This window comes from Streptomyces camponoticapitis, assembly GCF_014646115.1.
GTDB lineage: Bacteria > Actinomycetota > Actinomycetes > Streptomycetales > Streptomycetaceae > Streptomyces > Streptomyces camponoticapitis.
The window spans coordinates 66,253-89,331 of record NZ_BMMV01000003.1; the positions used below are offsets into that span (position 1 = coordinate 66,253).

The 23,079-nt window shown below is 71.1% G+C and carries 19 protein-coding genes and 1 pseudogene; 9 read left to right on the top strand and 11 right to left on the bottom strand.

Features of this window, described 5'->3' with window-relative positions; genetic code table 11:
- Position 1: 1 nt before the first annotated feature.
- The 3 genes from IEY79_RS05240 to aspS all read right to left on the bottom strand — a co-directional run bounded on the left by IEY79_RS05240 (position 2) and on the right by aspS (position 3,291).
- Positions 2-871 (bottom strand): hypothetical protein, encoded by an 870-nt coding sequence (locus IEY79_RS05240; protein ID WP_189106113.1) that lies wholly within the window; start codon positions 869-871, stop codon positions 2-4.
- On the bottom strand, positions 864-1,373 hold the full coding sequence (locus IEY79_RS05245) for a SigE family RNA polymerase sigma factor (protein ID WP_189106114.1): 510 nt from the start codon (positions 1,371-1,373) through the stop codon (positions 864-866). Before IEY79_RS05245 ends, IEY79_RS05240 begins: the two co-directional genes overlap by 8 nt.
- Before the next feature lie 154 nt (positions 1,374-1,527).
- Positions 1,528-3,291 (bottom strand): aspartate--tRNA ligase, encoded by a 1,764-nt coding sequence (aspS, locus tag IEY79_RS05250; protein ID WP_189106115.1) that lies wholly within the window; start codon positions 3,289-3,291, stop codon positions 1,528-1,530.
- A gap of 187 nt (positions 3,292-3,478) precedes the next feature.
- Here aspS and IEY79_RS05255 point away from each other — a divergent pair, with 187 nt between their 5' ends.
- The gene (locus IEY79_RS05255) at positions 3,479-5,623 is read left to right on the top strand and encodes an ATP-binding SpoIIE family protein phosphatase (RefSeq protein ID WP_189106116.1); all 2,145 of its coding nucleotides are present in this window, start codon (positions 3,479-3,481) and stop codon (positions 5,621-5,623) included.
- A gap of 26 nt (positions 5,624-5,649) precedes the next feature.
- On the opposite strand, the gene IEY79_RS05260 is transcribed toward IEY79_RS05255, so the two are convergent.
- The 3 genes and pseudogenes from IEY79_RS05260 to IEY79_RS05270 form a co-directional block, all read right to left on the bottom strand.
- Complete coding sequence (locus IEY79_RS05260; RefSeq protein ID WP_189106117.1) at positions 5,650-6,711, bottom strand: AI-2E family transporter; 1,062 nt, start codon at positions 6,709-6,711, stop codon at positions 5,650-5,652.
- A 79-nt stretch (positions 6,712-6,790) separates the two neighbouring features.
- Positions 6,791-7,583, bottom strand: a pseudogene (locus IEY79_RS05265) (pirin family protein).
- 196 nt (positions 7,584-7,779) lie between these two features.
- Entirely contained in the window at positions 7,780-8,244 is a 465-nt protein-coding gene (locus IEY79_RS05270) for an SseB family protein (protein WP_189106118.1), read from the bottom strand.
- 173 nt (positions 8,245-8,417) lie between these two features.
- Here IEY79_RS05270 and IEY79_RS05275 point away from each other — a divergent pair, with 173 nt between their 5' ends.
- The 3 genes from IEY79_RS05275 to IEY79_RS05285 all read left to right on the top strand — a co-directional run bounded on the left by IEY79_RS05275 (position 8,418) and on the right by IEY79_RS05285 (position 12,031).
- Entirely contained in the window at positions 8,418-10,244 is a 1,827-nt protein-coding gene (locus IEY79_RS05275) for an acyl-CoA dehydrogenase (RefSeq protein WP_189106119.1), read from the top strand.
- A 184-nt stretch (positions 10,245-10,428) separates the two neighbouring features.
- Positions 10,429-11,733 carry a M18 family aminopeptidase gene (locus IEY79_RS05280; RefSeq protein ID WP_189106120.1) on the top strand — a complete coding sequence of 435 codons (1,305 nt, stop codon included), beginning with the start codon at positions 10,429-10,431 and terminating at the stop codon, positions 11,731-11,733.
- Positions 11,734-11,821: 88 nt separating this feature from the next.
- Positions 11,822-12,031 (top strand): DUF6458 family protein, encoded by a 210-nt coding sequence (locus IEY79_RS05285; RefSeq protein WP_189106121.1) that lies wholly within the window; start codon positions 11,822-11,824, stop codon positions 12,029-12,031.
- 30 nt (positions 12,032-12,061) lie between these two features.
- On the opposite strand, the gene IEY79_RS05290 is transcribed toward IEY79_RS05285, so the two are convergent.
- A complete protein-coding gene (locus IEY79_RS05290) occupies positions 12,062-13,897 on the bottom strand; it encodes an NHL domain-containing thioredoxin family protein (RefSeq protein WP_189106122.1) in 1,836 nt (611 codons plus the stop codon).
- Positions 13,894-14,967 carry an ArsR/SmtB family transcription factor gene (locus IEY79_RS05295; protein WP_229700667.1) on the bottom strand — a complete coding sequence of 358 codons (1,074 nt, stop codon included), beginning with the start codon at positions 14,965-14,967 and terminating at the stop codon, positions 13,894-13,896. The genes IEY79_RS05290 and IEY79_RS05295 overlap by 4 nt, the downstream gene beginning before the upstream one ends.
- Positions 14,968-15,048: 81 nt before the next feature.
- Between IEY79_RS05295 and IEY79_RS05300 the strand changes: the two genes are divergently transcribed.
- On the top strand, positions 15,049-16,296 hold the full coding sequence (locus tag IEY79_RS05300) for an MFS transporter (RefSeq protein WP_189106123.1): 1,248 nt from the start codon (positions 15,049-15,051) through the stop codon (positions 16,294-16,296).
- A complete protein-coding gene (locus tag IEY79_RS05305) occupies positions 16,293-16,787 on the top strand; it encodes an LURP-one-related/scramblase family protein (RefSeq protein ID WP_189106124.1) in 495 nt (164 codons plus the stop codon). The genes IEY79_RS05300 and IEY79_RS05305 overlap by 4 nt, the downstream gene beginning before the upstream one ends.
- A 61-nt stretch (positions 16,788-16,848) precedes the next feature.
- Here IEY79_RS05305 and IEY79_RS05310 read toward each other — a convergent pair whose 3' ends face one another.
- Positions 16,849-17,661 (bottom strand): carbon-nitrogen family hydrolase, encoded by an 813-nt coding sequence (locus tag IEY79_RS05310; protein WP_189106125.1) that lies wholly within the window; start codon positions 17,659-17,661, stop codon positions 16,849-16,851.
- Positions 17,662-17,838: 177 nt separating this feature from the next.
- Between IEY79_RS05310 and IEY79_RS05315 the strand changes: the two genes are divergently transcribed.
- Entirely contained in the window at positions 17,839-18,663 is an 825-nt protein-coding gene (locus tag IEY79_RS05315) for a maleylpyruvate isomerase family mycothiol-dependent enzyme (protein ID WP_189106126.1), read from the top strand.
- Positions 18,664-18,710: 47 nt separating this feature from the next.
- Here the strand turns inward: IEY79_RS05315 and IEY79_RS05320 are convergent, their stop codons facing one another.
- A complete protein-coding gene (locus IEY79_RS05320; RefSeq protein WP_229700709.1) occupies positions 18,711-19,958 on the bottom strand; it encodes an MFS transporter in 1,248 nt (415 codons plus the stop codon).
- A gap of 200 nt (positions 19,959-20,158) precedes the next feature.
- Positions 20,159-20,842: a GntR family transcriptional regulator gene (locus IEY79_RS05325; protein WP_189106128.1), complete on the bottom strand. Its 684-nt coding sequence runs from the start codon at positions 20,840-20,842 to the stop codon at positions 20,159-20,161.
- Positions 20,843-21,097: 255 nt separating this feature from the next.
- Between IEY79_RS05325 and IEY79_RS05330 the strand changes: the two genes are divergently transcribed.
- Together IEY79_RS05330 and IEY79_RS05335 are read left to right on the top strand one after the other, a co-directional pair.
- A complete protein-coding gene (locus IEY79_RS05330) occupies positions 21,098-22,006 on the top strand; it encodes a D-alanyl-D-alanine carboxypeptidase family protein (RefSeq protein WP_189106428.1) in 909 nt (302 codons plus the stop codon).
- Positions 22,007-22,192: 186 nt separating this feature from the next.
- Positions 22,193-23,014 (top strand): RNA methyltransferase, encoded by an 822-nt coding sequence (locus IEY79_RS05335; RefSeq protein ID WP_189106129.1) that lies wholly within the window; start codon positions 22,193-22,195, stop codon positions 23,012-23,014.
- Positions 23,015-23,079 lie beyond the last annotated feature (65 nt).

A 23,079-nucleotide genomic window follows, 5' to 3' on the forward strand; every position in this document is an offset into this window, starting at 1 on the left:
TTCAGTTCGCATGGGCGTCGGTCCCCCCGTTGTTCCGGGCATGGGTGGTCGGAGCCGTGCTGGGCTCCGGACGCGCCCCGGGGGCGGGATAGTGCGCACCGGCGATCATGGCGCGTACGTCGTCGAGGATCGGGGAACTCGCCCCCGCCCCGGCCGCGCAGACACTGACTTGGATGCCCAGGTCGGCGGCGGGGTCCGGCCCGGCGAGCAGGGCGCTGTACTCCTCGGTGCCGGTGAGCTTGCGGCAGAGCACCGAGAGATTCGTCAGCGTGTGGAGCGTGGCCGGGTCCTGCGTCTTGGTGTGGAGCCCGGCGAACTTCTTCATGTCCAGCGAGACCAGCACGCCCCCCGGCCGCAGCGCCACGACCGGGTCGCAGTCCTCTTCCGGATTCCCCGGGCAGGGCGGTGTGAAGAGGTCGGGCACCCGCTGGCTGGCGACGTACCCGCGGGAGACGAGGCCGAGCTCGGGGTCCCCGGGCACGGCGAGCGCCTGCCAGCCCGGCGGCAGCCGCAGGGTGAGATCGAACAGGTCGGGGAAGCGGACCGGGCGGCCGGCCCCGGTGTCCGTGGCCGAGACGGTCGGGGCGGGGCCGGCCGGTGGCGCGCCCTCGTCCGGGCCGCCGCGCGGGAAGCCGGGCAGGAGCGTGCCGGCCACGACGAGACCGGCCACCGCGACCGCCGTCGTCCCGGCGGCCCGGCGGCGCCGGCGGCTGCGGGCGGCCCGCTCCCGTACGCGCCGCAGACGCTCCTCGGGAGCGGGCAGCCGGGGCACGGCACGCTCCAGCAGGATCCGCAGCTCCCGCTCGTCCTCGGGCCGGCTCACGCCCCCGGCCGTGCCCGGGTCCCCGCTCTCGCGCTCGTCCTCAGACACCCCGCTCACCCCCGTCCACCGGCACCGGCAGCGCCGCGCGCAGTGTGCGCAGCGCCTTCGCCGACTGGCTCTTGACCGTCCCCGGCGCGCAGCCGAGCGTCGCCGCCGTGTCCTCGACGCTCAGGTCCTCGAAGTAGCGCAGTACGACGACCGCCCGCTGTCTCACCGGCAGCGACCGCACCGCGGCGGCCAGCGACTGCGCCAGGTCCACGCTCTCGTACGCGTCGAACGAGGCCGCCGCGTCCGGCACTTCGCGGTGCGGCACCTCGCCGCGCCAGCGTCTGCGCCACCAGGACGCGTGCGTATGGACCAGCGCCCTGCGTACGTACGCCTCCGGCCGCTCCCCGGAGATCCGGTGCCACTTGGGCCACACCTTGGCGAGCGTCGTCTGGAGCAGGTCCTCCGCGAGGTGCGCGTCGCCCGTCAGCAGCCAGGCCATCCGCAGCAGTCGCGGCCCGCGAGCGGCGACGAACGCCTCGAAGTCGCCGTCGCCCGGGTCCATCGTCTCGTCGCCCTCGCCAATCCGTTCGGTCGTCCACGACCGGTCAACGTGCCGGAGGGGCTTTCAGGTTGCCCCCTGGCAAGAAGACGCCACGCACGGGGGCCCGGAACCGTACGGTTCCGGGCCCCCGTGCGAACGGATATCCGCGGCGCGGCTACTTCACGACCGGCTTGCGGAGCTGGATGTTCAGCTCCCGCAGCCGCGTCTCGTCCAGCTCGGTCGGCGCGCCCATCATCAGGTCCTGCGCGTTGCCGTTGAGCGGGAACGCGATCGTCTCGCGGATGTTGGGCTCGTCGGCGAGCAGCATCACGATGCGGTCGACGCCCGGCGCGATGCCGCCGTGCGGCGGGGCGCCGAGACGGAACGCGCGCAGCATGCCCGCGAACTCGTGCTCGACGGTCTCGCGGTCGTACCCCGCGATCTCGAACGCCTTGAGCATCAGCTCCGGCTCGTGGTTCCTGATCGCGCCCGATGACAGCTCGATGCCGTTGCAGACGATGTCGTACTGCCACGCCAGGATGGACAGCGGGTCCTTCGTCTCCAGGTCTTCGAGACCGCCCTGGGGCATGGAGAAGGGGTTGTGCGAGAAGTCGATCTTGCCGGTCTCCTCGTCCTTCTCGTACATCGGGAAGTCCACGACCCAGCAGAAGCGGAAGACGCCTTCCTCGAAGTGGCCGGAGCGCTTGGCCGCCTCGACGCGGACCGCGCTCATGATCTTCGAGACCTCGTCGAACTCGCCCGCGCCGAAGAAGATCGCGTGGCCGGGGACGAGGGACAGACGCTCGGTGAGGACCTTGACGTTGTCCTCGGTGAGGAACTTGGCGATCGGGCCCGCCAGCGTGCCGTCCTCGCCGACGCGGACCCAGGCGAGGCCCTTGGCGCCCTGCTCGACCGCGTAGTCACCGAGGCCGTCGAAGAACTTCCGCGACTGGCCGGCCGTGTCCGGCACGGGCAGCGCGCGTACGTGCCTGCCCGCGAACGCCTTGAACTCGGAGCCCTCGAAGACGTCCGAGATGTCGACCAGCTCCAGCTGGGCCCGCAGGTCCGGCTTGTCGTTGCCGTACTTGAGCATCGACTCACGGAAGGGGATGCGCGGGAACGGGGACGTGACCTCGCGGCCGCCGCCGAACTCGGTGAACAGCTCCGTCATCAGCTTCTCGATCGGCCGGAAGACGTCCTCCTGCTCGACGAAGGACATCTCCACGTCGAGCTGGTAGAACTCGCCGGGCGAGCGGTCCGCGCGGGCGTCCTCGTCGCGGAAGCAGGGGGCGATCTGGAAGTAGCGGTCGAAGCCGGAGATCATCAGCAGCTGCTTGAACTGCTGGGGGGCCTGCGGCAGCGCGTAGAACTTGCCCGGGTTCAGCCGGGAGGGGACCACGAAGTCGCGGGCGCCCTCGGGGGACGTCGCCGTCAGGATCGGGGTCGCCATCTCGTTGAAGCCCAGCGCGGTCATCTTGTGCCGGATGGCGGAGATGACGGCTGTACGCAGCAGGATGTTGCGGTGCATGCGCTCGCGGCGCAGGTCAAGGAAGCGGTATTCGAGCCGCCGCTCCTCGTTGACGCCGTCGTCGGTGTTGATCGTGAACGGCAGCGGGCCCGCGGCGCCGAGGATCTCGACCTCGCCGACCTCGATCTCGATCTCGCCGGTCGGCAGTTCCGGGTTCACGTTGTCCGCGCCACGGGCGGAGACCTTGCCGTCGATACGGACGACGGTCTCCTTGGTGAGCTTGGAGAGCGCCTCGTTGGCGGGGGTGCCGGGGCGGGCGACGAGCTGGACGAGACCGTAGTGGTCGCGGAGATCGATGAAGAGGATGCCGCCCAGGTCTCGACGATTGTGCAGCCAGCCGCTCAGCCGGACGTCTGTGGAGACGTCAGAGGCGCGGAGCTCGCCGCAGGTGTGGGACCTGTACCGATGCATCGTCGTTCATCCAGTCTTAGCTCTTGGCGGGTGGGCTTGGCCGCACCAGGTTACCGGCAGGGCCGCCGGCACCTCCCCCGCGTTTACGGGGTCTGTCCCTCGGCCGGTCCCCGCCCGGCGGGCGCCCGGCCACTCGCACGCCTGCTTGACACCGCGCTCACCGCCCGTACCGGTTTAAAGTGGTGCAATGCGCACCGAGGAGGTACTGGCCGCGATCGCGACCGGTCTGTGGCGCTGGGACAACGCGGCCGGGTACGTCACTCTCGACGCGGAGGCGGCTCGGCTCTTCGGCCTGCCCGCCGAGCCCACGGTCCTCAGCGAGGCGGCCATGCGCGCGCGCCTGCATCCGGTCGACTGGGCGGAGAGCTACGGCATCGTGCGCCTCGCGGTCGCCGACGGGACGCTCGCCGAGAACCAGGTGCGGATCGTGGGCGAGGACGGGGAGGTGATCCGTACCATCAGGTCCCGCTCGAAGCCGCTGGTCACCAACCACGAGTACGGCGACGACTACGAGCTGATCGGGACCGTTCAGGAGATCGTCGAGCCCCATGCGGGCGCGCTGACCGGGCAGAGCCCCGTCGCCGGCGACTGGCGGCGCTCCCGCGAGGCGTTCCTGCTCGACGCGGGCCGGGCGCTCGCCGAGGCGCGCTCCACGGCCGAGGTGCTGCGGGTCGCGGCGTCGCTGTCCATGCCGGGCTTCTCCCCCGACGGGCTCGCCGTCTTCGGCATCGAGGGCGAGCATCTGACGATCATCGGACACCACGGGCACCCGGACGGCGCGGAGGGGCCCTTCACGGACATGTCCGTGAACACGGACTACCCGGCGGCCGAGGTCGTGCGGACCGGCCGGGCCATCTATCTGCCGACGCCCAAGGACTACCAGGACCGCTACCCGGCGACCTGGCCGCTGGTGCAGGGCTTCGGCCGCCGTTCCTGGGCCTTCGTGCCGCTGATCGTCGCCGGGCGCACGATGGGCGCCTGGATGGCGGCCTTCAAGAACCCGGTGACGTTCACGCCCGACGAGCGGTCCGTGCTGACGACGGTCGCCAGGATGCTCGGGCAGGCGCTGGTACGCGCGGACGCGGCGGAGACGGAGCGCGAGGTGTCGCTGGGGCTCCAGCGCTCGATGATGCCGACGCTGGGGCCGGACATCCCGGGGATGAGCGTGGCCGCGCGCTATGTGCCGACGGGCGGCGGGCTCCAGGTGGGCGGCGACTGGTACGACATGATCCCGCTGCCGGGCGGCCGGAAGGTGGCCCTGGTCATCGGGGACGTCCAGGGGCACGACGTACGGGCGGCGGGCCTGATGGGACAGCTGCGGATCGCCCTGCGCGCGTACGCCGCCGAGGGGCACCGCCCGGACGCCGTACTGGCGCGGGCCTCACGCTTTCTGCACGGCATGTACGAGTTCTCGGTCCCGCACGGCCTCACCGACCCCGACGAGGACGAGGAGGACGAGGACACCGCGTTCGGCCTGGCGCGCTTCGCGACGTGTCTGTACATGGAGGTCGACCCGGACTCCGGGACGCTCGACATCGCGCGGGCCGGGCATCCCGACCCGGTGATCCGGTCGGTGGACGGCACGGCCATCATCCGGCAGACGGCGGGCGGGCTGCCGCTGGGCATCGAGGCGGACTCGAACTACCCGACGACCCGGGTGGTCCTGGAGCCCGGCGACACGATGATGCTCTGCACCGACGGGCTGATCGAGACCGGCGGGCACGACATGCTGAGCGGCTGGACGCGGCTGCGGCCCGTGCTGGAGAGCAACACGGGCGCGTCGCTGGAGAAGCTCGCGGACGCGCTGGTCGAGGCGGTCCACGGCCCCGGCTCCCACTACACGACGGGTCCGCTCGCGGACCGCCGCGAGGACGACATCGCGCTGATGCTGCTCTCGCGGGACAGCACGACCGCGGTACCGCCGCGGCCGCACCCGCGCCGTACGGTGCTGACGATCTCCCAGGCCGAACCCGAGCAGGTCGCCGCCGCGCGAGGGCAGTTGAAGCAGCTGCTGCACGACTGGCGGGACGAGGAGCAGGTCGACTCGGCCGTACTGATGCTCTCCGAGATGGCCACCAACGTGCTCGTCCACACGGACGGCGACGCGGTGCTGATCGCGGAGGCGGCGGGGGAGCGGGGCAGACGCCGCCTCCGTGTGGAGGTCGCGGACGCGAGCGACGAACTCCCCCACAAGCGCAAGCCCGGCGAACTGGCGTCGAGCGGCCGGGGACTGGTGCTGATGGAGATGCTGGCGGACGCGTGGGGGGTGGACCCGCGGGGTGAGGGCAAGTCGATCTGGTTCGAGATCTACGAGGAGGGCGACGCGGACTGACCCCGGTCACACCGGCGCGGGTCCCGTCATGTGCTGCCCGCCTCGTACCTTTCGCGGATCTCCGCCAGGACTCCGAACGCCGCCGCCGTCAGCGGGACCGCCAGCAGCGTTCCCAGGATTCCCGCCACGCTCGCGCCCGCCGTGATCGCCAGCATCACCACCGCCGGATGCATCTGGACCGTACGGCTCTGGATCACCGGCTGGAGCACATGGCCCTCCAGGACCTGGACGGCGAGGACGACCCCGAGCGCCCACAGCGCGATCGCCACGCCCCGGTCGGCGAGCGCGACGAGCACCGCGACCGCGCCGGTCAGGAACGCGCCCAGGTAGGGGATGTACGCCCCCACGAACACCAGCGCGCCGAGACCGACCGCCCCCGGCACGCGCAGGATCAGCAGGCCCGCGGTGATGCAGATGGCGTCGATGAGCGCGATGAAGGTCGTCCCGCGCATGAAGCCCTCGACGGCCCCGTACGCCCGCCGCGCCATCGCCTCCACGACGTCGCCGGTACGGCGCGGGGCGACCGAGCGCAGCGCGCCGGCGACCCGGTCGGAGTCCTTGAGGAAGAAGAAGATCAACAGCAGTGCGAGGACGGCGGTGGCGATCAGCTCGCCCACGACGCTGAGCCCGCTGATCACGCCGGAGGCGGCCGTACCGCCGAACTTGCCCAGCAGATCCTTCGCGTTCGACGCCACATCGTGGAGCGACGTCCCCGCCACCCCGAACTGGTCGCTGAGATCGCGCCCGGCCTGCTTGAGCGAGTCGACGATCTGGTCGCCGGTCTCGATGAGGGCGGTGACGACGACGTATCCGGCGCCGCCGACGACCCCGACCACGGCCAGGCAGGTCAGCCCGGCGGCCAGGGACTTGGGCAGTCCCATGGCGACCAGTCGCCGGTGGAGAGGGCCGAGGAGCGCGGTCCCGAGAATCGCGAGCAGTACGGGGGTGACGGCCGTCTGGAAGGTGACGACGAGCCACACCCCGACGGCGACGACACCGGCGACGAGCAGCACGACGGCGCACCAGGCACCCACCCGCCAGACCTCGGGGGGCAGCACGCCGGGCGGGCCCCCGCGCGAGTTCTCCATCCGCCCACCCGACCACGCCGTCCGGGCGGCTGCCCCGCCGACGGGGCCGGGTGGGTGACGGAGTGTCACTCACAGGTGCTTACACGGCGTCCGCGGGCACCGTGCCCAGCCGGCCGGACTGGAAGTCCTCGAAGGCCTGCTTCAGCTCGGCGTGACTGTTCATCACGAACGGACCGTAGTGCGCCATCGGCTCCCGGATCGGCCTGCCGCCCAGCAGGACGACCTCCAGGTCCGGCGTGTTCGAGTCCTGGGACTCGTCCGCGCGGACCGTCAGTGACGACCCGGCGCCGAAGACCGCCGTCTGGCCCATGTGCACGGGCCGCCGGTCGGGACCGGCCGCGCCGCGCCCGGCCAGGACGTACGCGAGACCGTTGAAGTCCTCGCGCCAGGGCAGCGTGACCTCGGCACCCGGCCGCAGCGTCGCGTGGATCATCGTGATCGGCGTGTGCGTGATGCCCGGGCCCTCGTGCCCGTCCAGCGAGCCGGCGATCACGCGCAGCAGCGCGCCGCCGTCGTGCGAGGTCAGGAGCTGGACCTGGCCGCCGCGGATGTCCTGGTAGCGCGGGTCCATCATCTTGTCGGCCGCGGGCAGGTTCACCCAGAGCTGGAGGCCGTGGAAGAGACCGCCGGACATCACGAGCGACTCCGGCGGCGCCTCGATGTGCAGCAGGCCGGAGCCCGCCGTCATCCACTGCGTGTCACCGTTGCGGATCGTGCCGCCGCCACCGTTGCTGTCCTGGTGGATGAAGGTGCCGTCGATCAGGTACGCCACCGGGTGCGGTGGACACGGCGAGCACCGGCCGGGCGACGGCGTCGGCGGCCGCCGTGACACGGGGAAGGGTGAGTGGGTTTTCGACGGTCACAGCGGGCATTGGGGGCCTCCTCGGCTTCTGGCTCCAATTTAGTTGAACGGTGAACATCTGACAAGGCAGCGGGTATTCCCGGCGCGTGTCACGCGCGTCACGTCGAGAGATCCGGCCCCGGCCGTGGCTCAGCCGTACATCCGGCAGCGGTGCGTCCGCGGCCCGCGCGACCGTTCAGCCGTGCGTCCGCGGGCCGTGCGACGGCTCAGCCGTACATCCGCCGCATCGCGAAGTCCACCATCTGCTCCACGGCCTTCGCGTCGAACACCATCCGGTGCTCGCCCTCCATGTCGATCACGAAGCCGTACCCCGTCGGCAGCAGATCGATCACCTCGGCACCCGTGATCACGAAGTACTTCGACTCCTTGCCCGCGTACCGGCGCAGCTCCTTGAGCGTGCTGAACATCGGGATGACCGGCTGCTGGGTGTTGTGCAGCGCCAGGAAGCCGGGGTTGTCACCGCGCGGGCAGTAGACCTTCGACGTCGCGAAGATCTGCTGGAAGTCCTCGGCGGAGAGCGATCCGGTCGTGAACGCCCGCACCGCGTCCGCCAGCGAGGGAGGGGACGGCTCGGGGTACAGCGGCTGCTCCCCGTATCCGCCGCCGCCCATCGGCTGCTGCGGGGGTGCGTACTGCTGCTGAGGGCCAGCGTTCTGGTCGTAGCCGTACATGGGGCCAAGACTACTGAGGAAAGGCCCGCCGATGGGCCGCATGGGCTCCTCGTCGTCCTCGTCACAGATGTCCGGTAGGGGTTGCATCTTATTACCGGCGGGTAGCATCATCGGAGCCACTACTGATACGCGTACGAGGAATCCGCCTCCCAACCGCTTACGGAGCCGTCGCCATGGGGCACTACAAGTCGAATCTCCGCGACATCGAGTTCAACCTCTTCGAGGTCCTCGGGCGCGACAAGCTGTACGGCTCGGGTCCGTTCGCGGAGATGGACGTCGAGACAGCCAAGACGATTCTCGCCGAGGTCACCAAGCTCGCCGAGTCCGAGCTGGCCGCCTCCTACGCCGACGCGGACCGCAATCCCCCCGTCTTCGACCCGGAGACCAACACCGCTCCCGTGCCCGCCTCCTTCAAGAAGAGCTACCAGGCCTTCATGGACTCGGAGTACTGGCGTCTCGGCCTGCCCGAGGAGATCGGCGGCACCACCTCGCCCCGCTCCCTGATCTGGGCGTACGCGGAGCTGCTGCTCGGCGCCAACCCGGCGATCTGGATGTACACCTCGGGCCCGGCCTTCGCCGGCATCCTCTTCCAGGAGGGCAACGAGGCGCAGAAGAAGATCGCCGAGATCGCCGTCGAGAAGCAGTGGGGCTCCACGATGGTGCTCACCGAGCCCGACGCGGGTTCGGACGTGGGCGCGGGCCGGACGAAGGCCGTCCAGCAGGAGGACGGCTCCTGGCACATCGAGGGCGTGAAGCGCTTCATCACCTCCGGCGAGCACGACATGTCGGACAACATCCTTCATTACGTGCTGGCCCGCCCCGAGGGCGCGGGACCCGGCACCAAGGGCCTGTCCCTCTTCCTCGTACCGAAGTACGAGTTCGACTGGGAGACCGGCGAGCTGGGCGAGCGCAACGGTGTGTACGCGACGAACGTCGAGCACAAGATGGGCCTCAAGGCGTCGAACACGTGCGAGCTGACCTTCGGCGACCGGCACCCCGCCAAGGGCTGGCTGATCGGTGACAAGCACGAGGGCATCCGCCAGATGTTCATGATCATCGAGTTCGCCCGGATGATGGTCGGCACGAAGGCCATCGCCGCGCTCTCGACGGGCTATCTGAACGCGCTGGAGTACGCGAAGGAGCGCGTCCAGGGCCCGGACCTCTCGCAGTTCATGGACAAGAGCGCGCCCAAGGTCACCATCACGCACCACCCCGACGTACGCCGCTCGCTGATGACGCAGAAGGCGTACGCCGAGGGCATGCGCGCGCTCGTGCTCTACACCGCATCCCTCCAGGACGAGATCGCCAAGAAGGAGGCGGAGGGCGAGGACGTCAAGGCGGACCACGCGCTCAACGACCTGCTGCTGCCGATCGTGAAGGGCTACGGCTCCGAGAAGTCGTACGAGCAGCTGGCCCAGTCGCTCCAGACGCTCGGCGGCTCCGGGTATCTCCAGGAGTACCCGGTCGAGCAGTACATCCGGGACGCCAAGATCGACACTCTTTACGAGGGCACCACCGCCATCCAGGGCCAGGACTTCTTCTTCCGGAAGATCGTCCGGGACCAGGGGCAGGCGCTGAACGCGCTGTCCGAGGAGATCAAGCAGTTCCTCGCCGTCGGGACGGGGGGCGCGGAGCTGGCGCCGGCCCGTGACGCGCTCGCCAAGGCCGCCGTGGACCTGGAGGCGATCGTCGGCAGGATGCTGACCGATCTCTCCGCCACCGCCGAGGACGTCAAGAACATCTACAAGGTGGGCCTCAACACCACCCGTCTGCTGATGGCCTCGGGCGATGTCGTCGTCGGCTATCTGCTGCTGCGCGGTGCGGCGGTGGCCGTGGAGAAGCTGGAGACGGCGTCCGCGAAGGACGTGCCCTTCTACCAGGGCAAGATCGCGGCGGCGAAGTTCTTCGCGGCGAGCGTCCTGCCGGGGGTCTCGGTGGAGCGCGCGGTCGCCGAGTCGGTCGACAACTCGCTGATGGAGCTGGACGAAGCCGCTTTCTGACGCGGGGAGCGGGTCTTCTTCGATCGCCGGACGGGCCGATGACGGCCTGTCCGGCGATTTCGCTGTCCGGTCCGGAGTGTCCGGTCGGGAGTTCCTCGCGGCACCGACGATTTCCGTGTACGGGACAGGCATGGTCCGCCGTCCGGGTCCGAGGCGCCGGCGGCCGTCTCGTTATGGTGATCCCATGAGCAGATCCGCCCGCTTCGACCGCGGCCACACCGACGACCTGATGACCTTCCTCGCCACCAGCCCCACGCCGTACCACGCGGTGGCGAGCGCGGCCGAGCGCCTGGAGAAGGCCGGTTTCCGGCAGGTCCGGGAGACGGACGCGTGGGAGGGGACCACCGGCGGCAAGTACATCCTGCGCGGCGGGGCGCTCATCGCCTGGTACGTCCCGGAGGGGGCCGAGCCGCACACGCCGTTCCGGATCGTCGGCGCGCACACGGACTCCCCCAACCTGCGGGTGAAGCCGATCCCGGACACCGGTGCGTACGGCTGGCGGCAGGTCGCCGTCGAGGTGTACGGCGGGCCGCTGCTCAACACCTGGCTCGACCGGGACCTCGGGCTGGCCGGCCGTCTCTCCCTGCGGGACGGCAGCCACCGGCTCGTCAACGTGGACCGGCCGCTGATGCGCGTGCCGCAGCTCGCCGTACATCTGGACCGCGGCGTCAACACCGACGGTCTGAAGCTCAACCCGCAGCGGCACATGCAGCCGATCTGGGGTCTCGGCGAGGTCGAGGAGGGCGATCTGATCCGCTTCGTCGCCGAGGAGGCCGGGGTCGAGGCGTCGGACATCACCGGCTGGGACCTGATGCCGCACTCCGTCGAGCCGCCCGCCTACCTCGGGCGCGACCGCGAACTGGTGGCCGGGCCGCGGATGGACAACCTGCTGTCGGTGCACGCCGGTACGGCCGCGCTGGCCGCCGTCGCGGGGTCCGCCGATTCGGGCGCGGGGCTGCCGTACATCCCGGTCCTCGCCGCCTTCGACCACGAGGAGAGCGGCTCGCAGTCGGACACCGGCGCCGACGGGCCCCTGCTGGGGACGGTGATGGAGCGCTCGGTACTGTCGCGCGGCGGTTCGTACGAGGACCGGGCGCGGGCCCTGGCCGGCACGGTCTGCCTCTCCTCCGACACCGGGCACGCCGTGCACCCCAACTACCCGGAGCGGCACGACCCGACGCACCACCCGCGTGCCAACGGCGGCCCGATCCTCAAGGTCAACGTCAACATGCGGTACGCCACGGACGGCGGCGGGCGCGCGGTGTTCGCGGCGGCGTGCGAGCGGGCGGGCGTGCCGTGGCAGACGTTCGTCTCGAACAACTCGATGCCCTGCGGCACGACGATCGGGCCGATCACCGCGGCCCGGCACGGCATCAAGACGGTCGACATCGGGGCGGCGATCGTCTCGATGCACAGCGCGCGCGAACTGTGCGGCGCGGACGACCCGTTCCTGCTGGCGAACGCGCTGGCGGCGTTCCTGGAAGGCTGAATTCCCCTCTTCTGCATGGGTGTTCCCGGGCCGGGTACCCGCATAACGGCCCGGGAATGGCCACCACTCGTAACAGGAGGCGGGATTCATGGGCATTGGCGGATGCATCGCACTCATCGCGGTGGGGGCGATCCTCACCTTCGCGACGGACTGGGAGGCCGAGAGCGTCAATCTCGACCTGGTCGGGGTGATCCTCATGGCGGTCGGCCTCATCGGCATCGCGACGTTCACCAGCATCGCGAAGCGCCGGCGGGCGGTCGTACAACGGCCGACGGTCATCGAACGCGACCACCGGTAGGCGGCATCGGCCCCGCGAGCCCGCCGAGCTCTACGCGTCCAGCCCGGCCAGCACCAGCCCCAGCCGGCCCGTGCCGGACTCGGTGACGCGTACGGGCACACCCCAGTCCTGCTGGTGCACATGGCACGCCGGGTACTCGATCTCCGGCGCGTCGTCGCAGGACGCGGCCATCGCCGAGACATGCAGCACGCCCTCGGTGACACCGTCCGCGAAGACCAGCTCGCGCCCCAGGTCGCTGCCGGCACCGGCGCCCTCCGCCAGCAGCTCCGGCGGGGTGGCGGAGACCAGGAGACGGGTCGAGGGACCGTAACGGGTGTCCAGCTTCTGCCCCTTGGGCGCTTCGAAGACCACGTCGAGCCGCAGCGCGCCCGGCGCGACATCGGTCGCGGCGCGCCGCGTGCGGTGCGCGACGGCCTCGACGCGGACGGCCTCGTCGGGCAGCCGCAGCCGGGTCAGCCGGTGCCGGGCGGACTCGACCACGACGATGTCGTCACCGACGAGGACCGCGCCGGACGGCTCCCGCAGGTCGGTGGCGAGCGTCGTGACCTCGCCGGTCGCCGGGTCGTAGCGGCGCAGGGCGTGGTTGTACGTGTCGGAGACGGCGACCGAGCCGTCGGGCAGCGCGGTCACACCGAGCGGGTGCTGGAGCAGGGCCTGGCCGGCGGGGCCGTCGCGGTGACCGAAGTCGAAGAGCCCGGTCCCGACGGCGGTCCGGACGGCGTACCCGTCCCCGTCCCGCTCCACGTACCGAAGGGCGCTGGTCTCGGAGTCGGCGACCCACAGCCGGTCCTCGGTGGCGGCCAGCCCGGACGGCTGCGCGAACCACGCCTCGGCGGCGGGCCCGTCGACCAGACCCTCGTTGGTGGTCCCGGCCGCGACCCCGACGGTGCCGGTCTTCGGGTCGTACGTCCACAGCTGGTGCACCCCGGCCATCGCGATCCACAGCCGGTCGTTCCACCAGGCCACGTCCCACGGCGAGGAGAGCGCCACGTCGAGCGCGGGGCCATGGGTCGGTGAGCCCTGCCACCACTGCCTGCCCGTGCCGGCGAGGGTCTCGACCCTGCCCGAGGCGGGGACGTACTCACGGATGGCGTGGTTCACGGTGTCGGCGACGGCGATCCGGCCGTTCGGGAGCTGGGCCAGCCCCTGCGGCTCGTTGAACGACTCGGGCCCGAAGCCCCGCTCGCCGCCGCCGATCCGCCGTACGACACTCTCGCCGTCGGCCGCCAGCTCGACGAGCTGGTGCCGGGTGGTGTCGGAGACCAGGAAGTTCCCCGAGTCCAGCGTGAGGACCTTGCCGGGAAAGCGCAGGTCGGTGGCGACCGGCTCGGGCGCGACATACGGCCCGTCGCCGCGCCGCAGCGTGCCCTTCGCGGCGTGCTCGGCCTCCAGCTCCTCCACCAGCTTCTCGATGGCGTGGGCGTGGCCCTCGCCGGCGTGCTGCGCGACCACGTATCCCTCGGGGTCGATGACGACGAGCGTGGGCCAGGCCCGCACCGCGTACTGCTTCCAGGTCGCCAGCTCCGGGTCGTCCAGGACGGGGTGGTGCACCTCGTACCGCTCGACGGCGTCCACGACGGCGGCGTGCTCGGCCTCGTGGACGAACTTCGGCGAGTGGACGCCGATGGTCACCACGGTGTCGCTGTGCTTCTGCTCCAGCTCCCGCAACTCGTCGATGACATGCAGACAGTTGATGCAGCAGAAGGTCCAGAAGTCGAGCAGAACAATACGTCCCCGCAGGTCGGCCAGGGTGAGTGCGGTGCCTCCCGTGTTCAGCCAGCCGCCCTTGCCGACCAGCTCGGGAGCACGGACACGGGCACGGCGGCGTGGTGCGGGAGGGGGTGCTGAGGCGGAGGCGTCGTTCATGGTTCAAGGGTGCCATCCGGCTCGGACAACGCCACCTCGTGGTCCCGCCGTCGCCGGTCGCCCCGGGTGCCGGGCCTGTCCGGCGGATCTTCGTCGGCCGGGGGCGCGCCCACCAGGACCTCGCCCGCCTCCGTACGGAAGTAGAGCACCGACCGTCCCGCCCGCCGCCGGCCGATCAGCCCCGCGTCCCACAGCACCCTCAGATGACGGCCCACCGAGCCCAGGCCCTGGCCGGTCAGTGCGACCAGTTGCGTCGTGCTCTTCGGGGAGCCGAGCAGGGCCAGCACCGCGGCTCTGCCGGGACCGAGCAGGACGCGCAGCGGCTCGGGCACCGGCGGCCGGCCGCCCTCGTGGGCGAGGGCCCCGGCGCACGGGTACACCACGGCGTACCGGTCGGCGTCCCACGACACCCAGCTCTGCCTGGGCGTCACCGGCACGAACATCAGCCGCGCCCCGGGGATCTCCTGGGACCGGTCCGCGCGGGTGGAGATCTGGAGCCGGCTGCCGCCGAGCCAGCGCATCCCGCGGCGCATGTCGCCCAGCGCGCTCGCCCAGCCGCCCCGGCTCAGCTGCGCCGTACGCGCGACGACGTCGGCCTCGATGAGGCGCCGGCGCCGTGGCCAGTACGGCAGCACCGTCTCCGCCCACACCCACTCCACGACCGCGGCCGCCCGCTCCGGAAGATCGTCTCGGCCGGCGAGGAGGGCGGGGAGCGGGCCGTTCAGGGAGACCAGCAGGTCGGCGCGGACGGTCGCGGGCGGGGTGTCCCGTATCCGCGTCAGCTCGGTCTCGAAGGTCTGCTCGGTCAGGGGCTCACCGGTGGGCGTGGGGGTGATGAAGTCCGCGTTCCAGGTGCGGCCGAAGGCCGACCGTACGAGCAGGGCCGCGACCGGGTCCTCGGCCTGCCGGGCGCGGTACGCGGGCAGATGGGCGTCGAGCCACGCGCGCTCGCCCGGGTGCGCGGCCCGGCCGTCCTCCAGGGCCCGCAGGCTCGCGACCGCCTCCGTAAGAGGCGACACGACGAACCGGCTCCCGGCGAGCGTGTCCGCGTCCACCTGCCACCAGCCCATGTCACACCTCCCGCCCCCGGCATGTTTCGCTCTCCCGCGAAACATTAACGCCCCCTCCCGCGCGCCTCGGAGACTCCCGGCATGCGCACCTACCAAGAGCTCTTCCGGACACCGGAGTTCACGCCGTTCTTCCTCACCTCGTCCGGACAGGTCGCCGCCCAGACAGTGAGCGGCCTGGCGCTGGGCACGCTCGTCTACACGGCGACCGGCTCGCCGCTGCTCTCCGCGCTCGCCATGTTCGGCCCCTCCCTCGCCCAGGTGCTCGGCGCGACGATGCTGCTGTCGGCGGCCGACCGGCTGCCCCCGCGCGCCACGCTGACCGCGCTGTCGCTGGTCTTCGCCCTCGGCACGGCCGCCACCGCCCTGCCGGGTCTCCCCGTCCCCGCGGTCCTCGCGCTCGTGCTCTGTCTCGGCACCGTCTCCGCGCTCGGCGGCGGGGTGCGCTACGGGCTCCTCAACGAAGTCCTCTCCAAGGAGGGCTATCTGCTCGGCCGCTCCGCGATCAACATGTCCGCGGGCCTGATGCAGATATGCGGCTATGCGGCCGGGGGTGCGCTGGTCGCCCTCCTGTCGCCGCGCGGCGCGCTGCTCACCGGCGCCGGGCTGTACCTCACCACGGCGGCCGTCGCGCGGCTCGGCCTCGGCAAGAGGCCGCCGCGGGCCACCGGCCGCCCCTCGGTCGCCCAGACGTGGCGGAACAACGCGCGCCTGTGGTCGTCACGCCCGCGCCGCACCGTCTATCTCGCGCTGTGGGTGCCCAACGGTCTGGTCGTCGGCTGTGAGTCGCTGTACGTGCCCTACGCCCCCGAGCACGCGGGCCTGCTCTTCGCCGCCGGTGCGGCGGGCATGCTCGCCGGGGACATCCTGATCGGCCGGTTCGTGCCCCGTCGGTGGCGTTCACACCTCGCGGTCCCGCTGTTGCTGCTGCTCGCCGTGCCGCACCTGTTCTTCTTCCTCGACCCGGCGCTCCCACTCGCCGTACCGCTCGTGACGCTCGCGACGGTCGGCTACGCGGCGAGCCTCGTCTCCCAGGAGCGGCTGATGGCGCTGACACCGGACGAGCTGAGCGGGCACGCGCTCGGGCTGCACTCCTCCGGCATGCTCACGATGCAGGGCGTGTGCGCCCTCCTGGCGGGCACCGTCGCCGAGCGGACCTCACCGGCCACCGGCATCACGGTGCTGGCGGCGGCCTCCGTCGCCGTCACGCTCATGCTGGCGCGCGGGCTGCGGGAGAAGGAGGTGCCGCCGTCGGACACCGTCATCCGTACGCGTACAGGTGACGCCGTACCACCGTCGCCCGGCAGCCCGGTGGGTACGGATACGGCATGAAGTACTTGGTGCGCGACAAGATCTTCGCCATCGGCGACGACTACTGGATCGAGGACGAGCAGGGCCGCCAGGCCTTCCTCGTGGACGGAAAGGCGCTGCGGCTGCGCGACACCCTGGAGCTGAAGGACCCTCAGGGGCGCGTGCTGATCACGCTCCGTCAGAAGCTGCTGAGCCTGCGGGACGCGATGACGATCGAGCGGGACGGTGAGCCGCTCGCCACCATCCGTAAGAAGAGGCTGTCGCTGCTCCGCAACCACTACCGGGTCGAGATGGCCGACGGTACCGAGCTGGACGTGAGCGGGCGGATCCTGGACCGCGAGTTCGCGATCGAGTACGACGGCGAGCTGCTGGCGCACGTGTCGCGCAGGTGGTTCCGGGTGCGGGAGACGTACGCCGTGGATGTGATCAGGGACGAGGCGGACCCGTCGCTGCTGATCGCGGTCGCGGTGTGTGTGATCCGGATGGCGGAGAAGGAGCGCGAGGAGGGCTGAGAGCCGGCCCGTCGGCCGTCCGGGCCCGTCCTCGTGACGGACGGGCCGGAAGAGGCGGGGCTCAGCGGCCGGGCGCCGTCACGCCCAGCAGCCGGTCCTTCAGCACGGGGAACTGCTCGCGCGTCGTCGCGACCTTCGCCGGGTCGAACTCGACGGTCAGGACCTCCTCGCCGGTCCCCGCCTCCGCCAGCACCTCGCCCCAGGGGTCGACCACGATGCTGTGCCCGGACTGCTCCACCCCGGCGTGCGTGCCGGCGGTCGAGCAAGCGAGCACATACGCCTGGTTCTCCACCGCGCGCGCCTGCGCCAGCAGCGTCCAATGGGCGCGGCGGCGGGCCGGCCAGCCGGCCGGGACCACAAAGACCTGCGCGCCCTCGTCGAGCAGCCCCCGGAACAGCTCGGGGAACCGCAGGTCGTAGCAGGTGGCGAGACCCATCACCGCGTCCGGCAGGGCGACTGTCACCAGCTCGTCGCCCGCGCCCATCAGGGTCGCCTCGCCCTTGTCGAACCCGAAACGGTGGATCTTGCGGTACGAGCGCACGAGCGAGCCGTCCGGCGCGATGACGAGCGCGGTGTTGTAGAGGTCGGCCGCGCCGTCCAGGACCGCCTCGGGAGCGCGTTCCACGATGGACCCGGCGTGCAGCCAGACGGCCGCGTCGCGCGCCGCCTTCGACATCTCCTGGAACGTCGGACCGTCCAGCGTCTCCGCCTCGGCGGCGAACGATTCGTACGCGAACGCGCCCACCGGCCAGAGCTCGGGCAGGACCACGAGGTCGGCGCCGCGCTGCTGCCGTACCAAGGAGGCGGCGCGCTGCCTACGGGAAATGACTGATTCGTCCGGTTCTACTGCGATCTGGATGAGGGAGGCGCGCACACTACCACCGTCCTGGCATTCGAGCCGTCTACACGGGCCTACGATCGTCACACGAAAGCACTGCCGGGGTGCCAACGGGCAGCGTAACTTAGGCCTTCGAACCTCCCACGCAGCCCACAGCCCGCCGCCCGCAGCCAGCAGCCCAGCCCGCTAACCGCAGAACCGTCGAGGGGTCCCGTGACCGTCCATCCCAGCCTTCAAACCTACGCCGACGCCTGGTCCCACTCCATTGAAGCCATAGCCGAGCTGGTGCAGCCACTCGTCGAGGGCGAGTGGAACCGGCGCACGCCGTGCCCCGGCTGGTCGGTGCGGGACATCGTCTCGCACGTCATCGGTCTGGAGTGCGAGATGCTCGGGGACCCGCGGCCGATCCACACCCTGCCGCGCGACCTGTACCACGTGCAGAGCGAGATCTCCCGCTACATGGAGATGCAGGTGGATGTACGGCGCCACCACACCGCTCCGGAGATGACGTCCGAGCTCGAATACACGATCATTCGCCGCAACCGCCAGCTGCGGAACGAGAACCGCGCGCCCGACACCATGGTCCGCGCCCCGCTCGGCACCGAGCAGACGCTCGAACAGGCCATGCGGGCACGCGCGTTCGACATCTGGGTGCACGAGCAGGACCTGCGTACGACGCTGAGCAAGCCCGGCAACCTCGACTCCGGCGGCGCGCTGGTCACCCGCGACGTGCTCCTGGAAGCCCTCCCGAAGGTCGTCGCCAAGGGCGCCGGAGCCCCGCCGAACACGGCGGTCGTCTTCGACGTGCACGGCCCCGTCGAGTTCCTGCGGACGGTCCGGGTCGACGCGGACGGCCGCGGCACGATCGACGGCTCGCCCTCGCTCGGCCCCGCGGTGACGCTGGTGATGGACTGGGAGACGTACTTCCGGCTGGCGTGCGGGCGGGTACGGGCCGCCGCGGTGCCCGACCGGATCAAGACGGACGGGGACGCGGAGCTGGCGGCGGCGATCCTGCGGGAGTTCGCGGTCACGCAGTAGCGCCGCGCGCCTGTGTCCTTCGCCAGCCTGCCGTGTGTGCCCTCCCGTCAGGCGGGCACGTGCACCGCCTCCACCCGGCTGGCCACCAGCCGCTCACGCTCCCGTCGCGCCGTGCGCGCCCGCAGCCGCAGGATCTGGACGATCCCGAGCGCTTCGAGGACGAAGACGGACGAGAACGCGACGCGGTAGTCGCCGCCGGTCGCGTCGAGCAGCACGCCGATGGCGAACAGCGTCGTCATCGAGGCCATGAAACCGCCCATGTTGACGATGCCGGAGGCGGTGCCCTGACGGGCCGGCGGGTTCGCGGGCCGGGCGAAGTCGAAGCCGATCATCGAGGCCGGTCCGCAGGAGCCGAGGACAACGCAGAGGGTGATCAGCAGCCACATCGGCGCGTGGTCGCCGGGACAGAGGAGCGTCGACGCCCAGACGAGAGCGGTCACGCCGACCGTACCGAGGGCCAGCGGGGCTCTGGCGGCGTGGTGGCGGGCGATGATCTGCCCGTAGACGAGGCCGATCACCATGTTGACGAGGACGACCAGGGTGAGCAGATCGCCCGCCGTGGCGCGGGACAGCCCCTGGGCCTCGACGAGGAACGGCAGGCCCCACAGCAGCAGGAAGACCATGGCGGGGAACTGGGTGGTGAAGTGCACCCAGAGCCCCAGCCGGGTGCCGGGCTCCCGCCACGACTCGGCGATCTGCCTCCGTACATAGGTCGCGCCCGCGTGCTCGGACGGCGGAGGCTCGTGGCCCTCGGGGTGGTCCTTCAGGAAGCACAGCAGGAGTACGAGGACGACGACACCGGCCATCGAGCTGCCGACGAACGTCGTCGTCCAGCCGAGGTCGCTCAGCAGGCGGGCGATGAGAAGGGTCGAGACCAGATTGCCCGCCATCCCGAAGAGCCCGGTGAACTGCGCGATCAACGGGCCCTGGCGGGCGGGGAACCAGTGGGCGCCGAGGCGCAGTACGGCGATGAAGGTCATCGCGTCGCCGCAGCCGAGCAGGGCGCGGGCGGCGAGGGCCATGCCGTAGGTGGGGGCGAGGGCGAAGCTGAGCTGGCCGATGGTGAAGAGCGTCACGCCCAGGGTGAGGACCCTGCGGGTGCCGAGCCGGTCGACCATGAGGCCGACGGGTATCTGCATCCCGGCGTAGACGAGGAGTTGGAGGATCGAGAACGTGGAGAGGGCGGAGGCGTTGACGTCGAAGCGGTCGGCGGCGTCGAGTCCGGCGACGCCCAGGCTCGTACGGAAGATGACGGCGACGAAGTAGACGGCGACACCGATGCTCCATACGGCGATGGCGCGGCGGCCGCCGGGCGGGTCGCCGGGGAGGGCGAGGGCGGGGCCGCGGCCGGAGGAACCGGATGATCCGGAGGACCCGCCTGAGGCAGCTTCCGAAGGTCCGGATCCTTCCGGGGGCCCGGACGCGCCGGACGGTCCGGACGGTCCGGGAGGTTCCGACGCACCGGACGCACCGGACGCTCCGGAAGAGGGCGCGCTCACCGGGCCTCACCCCGTATGAGCACCTTGACGCGGCCGACGTGGGCGCGCACGCACCGCGCCGCGGCCTCGGCGTCACCGGCCCTGATGGCTTCGAGCAGTTCGGCGTGCTCGACGATGCTGGTCTCGACGCGCTCGGGGTGCGCCTCCAGCACGGCGACGCCCATCCTCAACTGCCGGTCCCTGAGCTGGTCGTAGAGCTTCGAGAGGATCTCGTTGCCGGCGTTGCGCACGATCTCGGCGTGGAAGCAGCGGTCGGTGACCGCCACGGCGGCCAGATCGCCCTCCTCGGCGAGACGACGCTGCTTCTCGACCAGTTCCTCCAGGCGCGCGATGAGCCGCGCGGACGCGGGGACGGCCTTGCGGGCGGCGAACTCCTCGACCAGCAGGCGGGTCTCGACGACATCGGCGATCTCCTGCGCGGAGACGGCGAGGACGAGGGCGCCCTTCTTGGGATAGAGCTTGATCAGCCCCTCGACCTCAAGCTTCAGCAGCGCCTCGCGCACGGGCGTACGTGACACCCCCACGGCCTCGGCGAGTTCGCCCTCCGTAAGGAGGGTCCCGCCCTGGTAGTGCCGGTCGAGAACACCCTGCTTGATGTGGCTGTAGACACGGTCGGCGGCGGGCGGCTGTTTCACGGGGACGGCGGAGACGGGGGAGGTGGCGGCGGGCGCGGATGGCATGAGCACAGCTTAGATACAACAGGGATGCGTGAGTGATCGCGTCCATATCGCGGAACGACAGGATTTTCGGCGCGTGTCGTACATCCCTTCAGATCACTCGTGCGTCTTCTCAGTGGACCACCCCTGTACGGGCGTGCGTCGAATTCACTTCAGACAGGGCATTTGCGACATCGGAGCGTTCCTTTGATCAAGAGCTTCCCCGGCGTGCGGAGAAACGTGCGTAGGTCCACCGTGATCGCCCTCACCGCCGGCGCCATGCTGACGGGCACGGCCCTGGTCGCCCCGGCGACCCAGGCGGCCGAGTCCGCGCCCGCCGCCAAGGCGGCGGCAGCCGCCCTGCCGACCCTCTCGGCCAAGGGTGCCTTCCTGCTGGACGACACCACCGGCGCGAAGCGGTACGGCAAGGCCGCGGACATCCGCCGCCAGATGGCCAGCACCACCAAGATCATGACCGCGGCCGTCGTGCTCAACACCAAGGGCATCGACCTCAACCGCCAGATCACCGTCAAGCAGACCTACCGCGACTACGTGGTCCGCGAAGGCGCGAGCACCGCGGACCTGCGCACCGGCGACAAGGTGACGATCCGTCAGCTCCTGTACGGCCTGATGCTCCCGTCCGGCTGCGACGCGGCGTACGCCCTCGCGGACGCGGTCGGCACCGGCTCGACGGTGGCGGCGCGCACGAAGTCGTTCATCGGGAAGATGAACGCGAAGGCCAAGGAACTGGGCCTGACCAACACCAAGTTCGACTCGTTCGACGGCATCTCGGCGGCCGGCGACAACTACACGACCCCGCGCGACCTGGCGACGATCGCCCAGTACGCGATGAAGAACTCCACGCTGCGTACGGTCGTCAAGTCCACGAGCTACAAGACCACGACCCCGACCAGCACGGGCGGCACCCGCACGTACACCTGGTACAACACGAACCAGCTGCTCGGCTCGTACACGGGCGCGTTCGGCGTCAAGACCGGCACGGGCACGGCCGCCGGCCCCTGCCTGATCTTCGCCGCCACACGCAACGGCAAGACGCACATCGGCGTCATCCTGAACGGCACGGACCGCTACAACGACGCGGCGAAGCTGCTGGACTACTACTCGGGCGCGTCGGCTGCGAAGACGATGAAGCTCCGCAAGCTCCCGGCGGGCGCCCAGCGCGACTGACCCCCCTGCGGGATGCGGTAAGGGGCGCGGCCACCACAAGGTGGCCGCGCCCTTCTTGCTGTCGCCTACGTCCACGGGGCGACGGGTCCCGGATCCGCAGGCTGCCCGACCTCCAAGGTCTGAGCCCGGCCCGGCCGTCGCTGTAACCTTCCCCGGTCAGGGATCGCAGAGCGACGAGGAGTACGGGTGGCCGGTCAGCGGATCACAACCCGCAACGCCCGCTTCCAGCAGTGGCACGCGCTGCTCGCCAACCGCAACAAGCGCAAGCGGCAGGGCGAGTTCCTCGTGCAGGGCGTACGCCCCATCACGATGGCCGTCGAGCACGGGTGGACCGTACGCGCCCTGCTGTACGACGCGAGCCGGCCGCTCTCGCGGTGGGCCGAGGAGTTGCTGCGCGGCATCAGTACGGACCGTGTCGCGATGGCCCCCGAACTCCTCGCCGAACTGGGCGAACGTAACGACGGGCCGCCCGAGGTCCTGGCCGTGGTCGAGACGCGGCCGGACGACCTGAGCCGGATCCGCGTCCACGACAGCTTCCTGGGCGTGCTGTTCGACCGGCCCACCCAGCCCGGCAACATCGGCAGCATCATCCGCTCGGCCGACGCCTTCGGCGCGGACGGCCTGATCGTCACGGGCCACGCGGCCGACGTCTACGACCCGAAGGCCGTACGCGCCACGACAGGCTCCCTGTTCGCGCTCCCGGTCGTCCGGAGCCCCTCCCACCAGGAGGTCGCGGAGTGGCTGTCGAAGGAACGCGCGGCGGGACGCCCGGTCGCCGTCGTCGGCACGGACGAGCACGGCGACGCGGACACCGACGCGTTCGACCTGACGCAGCCGGTACTGCTGCTGATCGGCAACGAGACATCCGGCCTGAGCACGAGCTGGCGCGAGCTGTGCGACCACGTGGTGAGCATCCCGATGTCAGGCTCGGCCAGCTCCCTGAACGCCTCGAACGCGGCGACGGTGGTCCTGTACGAGGCGGCGCGCCAGCGCCGGCGGGCGGCCTGAGCGCGAGGGTTGCGCGGGGCGACGGTACCGCTTACGGGACTCCGCCGTCCCCGGCTCGTGGCGCA

Coding starts and splice junctions, on each gene's coding strand:
- IEY79_RS05245 (WP_189106114.1), bottom strand. CDS start 1,373: ATGGACCCGGGCGACGGCGACTTCGAGGCGTTCGTCGCCGCTCGCGGG.
- aspS (WP_189106115.1), bottom strand. CDS start 3,291: ATGCATCGGTACAGGTCCCACACCTGCGGCGAGCTCCGCGCCTCTGAC.
- IEY79_RS05255 (WP_189106116.1), top strand. CDS start 3,479: ATGCGCACCGAGGAGGTACTGGCCGCGATCGCGACCGGTCTGTGGCGC.
- IEY79_RS05260 (WP_189106117.1), bottom strand. CDS start 6,711: ATGGAGAACTCGCGCGGGGGCCCGCCCGGCGTGCTGCCCCCCGAGGTC.
- IEY79_RS05270 (WP_189106118.1), bottom strand. CDS start 8,244: ATGTACGGCTACGACCAGAACGCTGGCCCTCAGCAGCAGTACGCACCC.
- IEY79_RS05275 (WP_189106119.1), top strand. CDS start 8,418: ATGGGGCACTACAAGTCGAATCTCCGCGACATCGAGTTCAACCTCTTC.
- IEY79_RS05280 (WP_189106120.1), top strand. CDS start 10,429: ATGAGCAGATCCGCCCGCTTCGACCGCGGCCACACCGACGACCTGATG.
- IEY79_RS05285 (WP_189106121.1), top strand. CDS start 11,822: ATGGGCATTGGCGGATGCATCGCACTCATCGCGGTGGGGGCGATCCTC.
- IEY79_RS05290 (WP_189106122.1), bottom strand. CDS start 13,897: ATGAACGACGCCTCCGCCTCAGCACCCCCTCCCGCACCACGCCGCCGT.
- IEY79_RS05295 (WP_229700667.1), bottom strand. CDS start 14,967: ATGGGCTGGTGGCAGGTGGACGCGGACACGCTCGCCGGGAGCCGGTTC.
- IEY79_RS05300 (WP_189106123.1), top strand. CDS start 15,049: ATGCGCACCTACCAAGAGCTCTTCCGGACACCGGAGTTCACGCCGTTC.
- IEY79_RS05305 (WP_189106124.1), top strand. CDS start 16,293: ATGAAGTACTTGGTGCGCGACAAGATCTTCGCCATCGGCGACGACTAC.
- IEY79_RS05325 (WP_189106128.1), bottom strand. CDS start 20,842: ATGCCATCCGCGCCCGCCGCCACCTCCCCCGTCTCCGCCGTCCCCGTG.
- IEY79_RS05330 (WP_189106428.1), top strand. CDS start 21,098: ATGCTGACGGGCACGGCCCTGGTCGCCCCGGCGACCCAGGCGGCCGAG.